The 4,850-nt window shown below is 62.9% G+C and carries 5 protein-coding genes and 1 pseudogene; 1 reads left to right on the top strand and 5 read right to left on the bottom strand.

Annotation, left to right across the window (positions count from 1 at the left end; genetic code table 11):
• Positions 1-20: 20 nt before the first annotated feature.
• The 5 genes from DQ405_RS24085 to DQ405_RS24065 form a co-directional block, all read right to left on the bottom strand.
• Complete coding sequence (locus tag DQ405_RS24085) at positions 21-269, bottom strand: ATP-binding protein (protein WP_168426339.1); 249 nt, start codon at positions 267-269, stop codon at positions 21-23.
• A 36-nt stretch (positions 270-305) separates the two neighbouring features.
• The gene (istA, locus tag DQ405_RS24080) at positions 306-1,850 is read right to left on the bottom strand and encodes an IS21 family transposase (RefSeq protein WP_168426338.1); all 1,545 of its coding nucleotides are present in this window, start codon (positions 1,848-1,850) and stop codon (positions 306-308) included.
• Between the two features lie 121 nt (positions 1,851-1,971).
• A complete protein-coding gene (locus tag DQ405_RS24075) occupies positions 1,972-2,196 on the bottom strand; it encodes a DUF1016 N-terminal domain-containing protein (protein WP_020423978.1) in 225 nt (74 codons plus the stop codon).
• The gene (locus tag DQ405_RS24070; protein WP_008643195.1) at positions 2,193-3,395 is read right to left on the bottom strand and encodes a tyrosine-type recombinase/integrase; all 1,203 of its coding nucleotides are present in this window, start codon (positions 3,393-3,395) and stop codon (positions 2,193-2,195) included. The genes DQ405_RS24075 and DQ405_RS24070 overlap by 4 nt, the downstream gene beginning before the upstream one ends.
• A 218-nt stretch (positions 3,396-3,613) precedes the next feature.
• Positions 3,614-4,333, bottom strand: coding sequence for an META and DUF4377 domain-containing protein (locus DQ405_RS24065; protein ID WP_230957570.1), 720 nt, complete (start codon positions 4,331-4,333; stop codon positions 3,614-3,616).
• Positions 4,334-4,692: 359 nt separating this feature from the next.
• Here DQ405_RS24065 and DQ405_RS24060 point away from each other — a divergent pair.
• Positions 4,693-4,850: pseudogene (locus DQ405_RS24060) on the top strand (glutamine amidotransferase); the annotation flags it as partial.

Genomic DNA, 4,850 nt, shown 5'->3' with positions numbered 1-4,850 from the left:
GCTGGTGATGACCTCTCGGCTCAGGCCCGGCTGGCGCGCCAGTCGATGTCCTCCAGGCAGGCACTGGAGACCTTCAGGCGGGCCGCCTTCAACAGGCGCTCCAGGCGCTTGCTGTCACGCCAGTCCACCTCGCGCTGCACCAGCAGCGCCAGGCGTTGTTCAAAGGGCAGCTCGCTGGCCGTGATGTGGGTGGCCGCGTCGCTGAGGGCGGCCACCATGCCGTCCAGGCGCAGGGCGCGCAGTTGGTTCAAGGTCTGTTCGTTGAGCATGGTTCTTCCTTGTTAGGTTTGCTTGCACGTTGGAGTTCAGTGGTAGTAGCCCGGCCCGCGCACGTTCTCGTGCAGCGGCAGGTTCGCCTGTGCGGCCATCGGCGCATCCAGCGGCCGCGTGTCCAGGCCGCAGCCCAGGATGGAGGCGATGCTCTTGTAGGACGGTGAGCGAATCGACTGCGCCCGCGCACAGGCGGCCTCCAGCCGGTCAGCCCCGTACTCACGGCCCAGGCGCATGAGGCCCAGACAGGAGCGGTAACCCTGCTCGGGATGCTGGCGGTGCTCCATCTGCCAGCGCACCACGGCGGCGGTGGCCGCGCCCACGCGCTCACCCCAGGCGATGAGCTTGGCCGGCGTCCACTGCAGGTGCGCCCGGTGCGAGGCCGGCATGTGCTCGGGCGTGGTGGTGTGTGCACCCCGTCGGGGATTGAGGGCGTGGGCGGCCACGCGTTTGCTGCCGTGCAGGACTTCGAGCGTGCCGGCCGTGATGCGCAACTCCACCGGCTCACCCACCAGGGCGTGGGGCACCGAGTAGTAGTGGCCATCGAGCTCAACGTGGTAATCGATGTTGACGCGGGCGGGTTTGAAGCGCGCGATGGGCATGCGCACCGGCGGCAGGGGGCGCAGGGCTGGCCGGTCGAGTTCGGCGAAGGCGCTAGTGCGGTTGCCCGGCAGCTTCTTGAACGCGCGCTGGTTCAAGTCCACCAGCAAGGCGGCAATCGCCCGGTTGAGCTCGGCCAGGCTGAAGAAGGTCTGGTGGCGCAGCCTGGCCAGAATCCAGCGCTCGACCACCTGCACAGCGACCTCCACCTTGGGTTTGTCGCGTGGCTTGGCCGGGCGCGCGGGCATCACGGCCAGGCTGTAGTGCGCACAGAGCTCTTCGAGCAGGCGGTGCGCGGTGGGCTCGTAACGGTCGGGTCGGGCCATGAGGGCGCGCGGCTGGTCAGGCACCAGCAGGCGGGGCACGCCGCCGATGAACTCCAGCGCGCTAATGATGCTGGCCACCCAGTCGGTGGCCTTCTGGCTGGCGGTGGCGCAGGCGTAGGTGTAGTTCGATGCGCCCAGCACGGCCACGAAGACCTGGGCCTGGCGTATCTCGCCAGTGTCGGCATCCACCACGGGAACGGTCTGGCCGGCGTAGTCCACAAAGAGCTTGTCACCGCCCGTGTGGGTCTGGCGCATGGAGCGCTGCAGGCGCCGGGCCCAGGCCTTGTACTTCTCGCAGAAGGCGCTGTACTTGTACGCCTGCCCGCTGTGCTGTTGCTGGTATTCCTCCCAAAGCAACTGCAGCGTCACGCCAGGTCGGCGCAGTTCGCGGTGGATGTGGGCGTGGTCGGGTTCAAGGTGCCGGGACTCGCGCGCCACGGGTGGCTTGTAGAGCCGGGCCTGGAGTTCGTCGTCGTTCAGGCTCTGGGCCAGTGCCCAGTCCACGCCGGCCACGCGCGCGTAGCTGGCTATCTCGCTGACAGTGGATTTGGAGATGCCGAGGGCGGCACCGATTTGACGGGTGCTCAAGGCCCCGCGGTGCAGCAGTTGCAGTGTGTGTCGTAGTTTGCTCATGGTGACCCTGGGTGTGGGCATCGCTGGTTCCGGTCAAAAAACCGGGCAGCGTATGCCGCGTTCGGGTCACTCAGAACACCCCGCAGGTGTCCGCCATCAGTTTGGAATGCTGTCCGCCTTCAGCGTGGAACACTGTCCGCCATCACGCTGGAACACTGTCCGCCATCAGCATGGAATCGTGTCCGCCATCGCGTGGAATACGCACCTGCGTGTGGATGCGCTGGCCGATGCGCCAGTAGAGCATCGTCAGCTCGCTATTCACCGTCGAGGCGGCGCGTTGCCGCGCCGCCTCAATCAGTACCCGAATGTCGCCCAGCAGCGCCGACGGCGCTGCGGGCGATGCCACGGATGACCGGCGCCTGGTCATGCTGTCGCCTCCGCAGGAGGCTGCTTGGCGCCGGTAATCGCCTTGCGCCGGTTCGCCACCAGTTCGGCCGCCTCGCGCACTGGATCGTCCTCGGTGTGGACATAGCGCATGAACATCACGACGGTCTTGTGCGCCGTCAGCGCCATGCCGACCTTGACCGGGATACCTGAATTGGCAATGTCGGTCGCAGAGCGATGGCGGATGCCATGCGTCCCCACGTGCGTCGCACCCGCCGCCTTGAGCACGCGGCACCAGCCGCCGTAATATTCGCCTGTGGTCAGGTGCTGCGCCGGATGGCGTGGCGACGGCAGCACATAGGGATTGCCTTCCTGTCTCGGTGCCGTCGAAAGCAGCCGGTAGGCTTCCTCGCTCATGGGCTTGGACATGCCGCCGGTCTTGCTGTCGGGCCAGACGACGCGCCGATTCTCCAGATCGACCCATTCCCATTCGAGCGTGACGATTTCGGAGCGGCGGGCGGCGAACTCGAATTGCAGGCGAATCGCCAGAGGGATGACGTAGTTCTCAAGCCCTTCGACCTCGATCTTGTCGAGCTGCCGGAACAGCTTGCCCATGTCGTCGTCGCTGATGAGATGGGTGGACTTGCCGGCAGGGAACATCGGGACATGGCGGCAAGGATTGGTGCCGTCTGGCCGATAGCCCCACACCTCCGCCATGTTGAACATCTTGCGCAGGATGCTGAACGCCTTGTTCGCCTCGGTCTGCTTGTATGAAAGTTTCTCCATCAGCCCGGCAACGTCCGGCCGCTTCACGTCGTGAACCTTCTTGCGGCCCAGCAGCGGGATGATGCAGCGGTCGATGACGCCTTGATAGCCGACTCGGGTGCTGGGCTTGTTGCGCTTCTTGGAGTAGTCCTCCATGAACTTCTTGCACAATTCCTCAACGGTGGGTGCCTGGCGTGCCTCGGCCTTGTCCGCTGCCGGATCGCCGCCCCGGCGCACCTGGGCCAGCCATTCCTGCGCCAGCGAGCGGGCCTGTTCAACGGTCAGCTCGCCGAACAGGCCCAGGGCCGGCTTGCGTCGCTCGCCGGCGTTGGTTCGGTACTGGAGCATGAACACCTTGCGACCGGCCGGCGTAATCTTGCACAGGAAGCCGGGAACAAGGGTATCGCGCAGCTCGATGGCTTGCGCTTGGGGTTGTGCCGCATCTACTGCGGACTTGGTGAGCTTGATCTTAGCCATGATGACTCCTCGGAAAGACCCGATTCCCAGGAGCCTCGTAGGAGCCAGTAGAAGGGAAGCCGGGTCAAGTTTCAGAAAGCACCGGCATATGTTGAACTCGCCTAAGTCATTGATAAACTTGCTGTATATGGCTGTGGCGTAGTCCAGCAAAGTGCGGTACTGGAGTCATCCTGAAATAAAAAACCCCGTAGACGCTGATCTACGGGGTTTGTGTTCGCTTACTTGCTGCCAGAAGCGTCCTGCTCGACCACCATATCCAACACGTAGACCGTCGAAGGCGCATCCGCTGGCGGATTCTTCCATTCGTACTGCTTGACCCGCAGCACAGTGCGCACGCCGTCATGATGCACAAAGCCTTCGATAGGCTGGTACAGCGGATGCCAGGTGTCTTGGGTCGCCAGTTGCAGGCCCGCGTCGTCATAACGACGCTCGCGCACTTGCAGGCACTGATAATCTGGAATCAAAGGATGGCTGCACTTGACCGTCTTGGCCGCCACTTCCAGAAACTTGACCTCACCCTCGCTACCGTAGCGGGTCTGCGGGGTGGCCTCGCCTTGCAGCTTGAGCACCGAGCCATCCGCTGTCGTCAGTTGCAGCATCGGCGCCACGTTATCGCCGGTGATCACAGCGCGCAGCTCACCCTTGAACAGCCGCCCTACCTGGGCATCAAGGTCCATCAGGCTCTTGTCACAGGCCATCAGCGTAGAGGCCAGTGGCTGAACCTTCAGAACCCCGTCCTGATAGTGAAAGCCGCCGAACTGACGATTGCAGCCACCGCTGATGCTCAGGTTCTTGTCACCGAAGGCAACACGCAACTTGCGCTCGATGCCTTTGTTCATCGCCACCAGAGGCTTGCCCGACGCATCCGTTGCCGAGACTAGGTTCCAGTCGTAAGCGGATAAGGTTGGCTGGGCTACAGCAACTGAGGTAGTAGGCATTGAAGGTGATTCTTCATGGCTTTTGGAAGGGGCGGCACAGCCTTGGATGAGTGCAGCACAAACGGCTACAAGAAGAATTTTTTGTTTCATGGTTCACTCTGTCAGCTTTGATGAGCCCGGGCGTTATCCTGCGCTGGCAGGATAAGCGCGCGGCTGAACCGGCATGAGGAGGTCGCTTGAGGCTTTACTGAGCATAGACCCAATGCGCGCTTGGCGGACCTCTTCCTTGGCCGATAGCAATCGGACATCATTTGCTTCGATCAGTTTCACGCATGACGCGCCGTTATCAACCCACGGCTGCCCTTGATGTATGTGTGTTGTCGCCCTATGTTATTGGCATTCATGGAGGATTCTGACTGATGCCACGCGTGGGATTGATACTGACACCCGGTTTTTCGGACTGGGAATACGCTTTCATTGCTGGAACTGCGTCTCCGTATTACGGGATCGACGTCAGGTTTTTCGCTTCTGCTACGGGGCAATTTCGCTCGCAGGGTGGATTGGCGGTAACGGTCGA

The organism is Pseudomonas sp. SST3 (genome assembly GCF_003325755.1).
The sequence above is the reverse complement of the archived record's forward strand: the minus strand, read 5'-3'. Positions and strand labels throughout refer to the sequence as shown.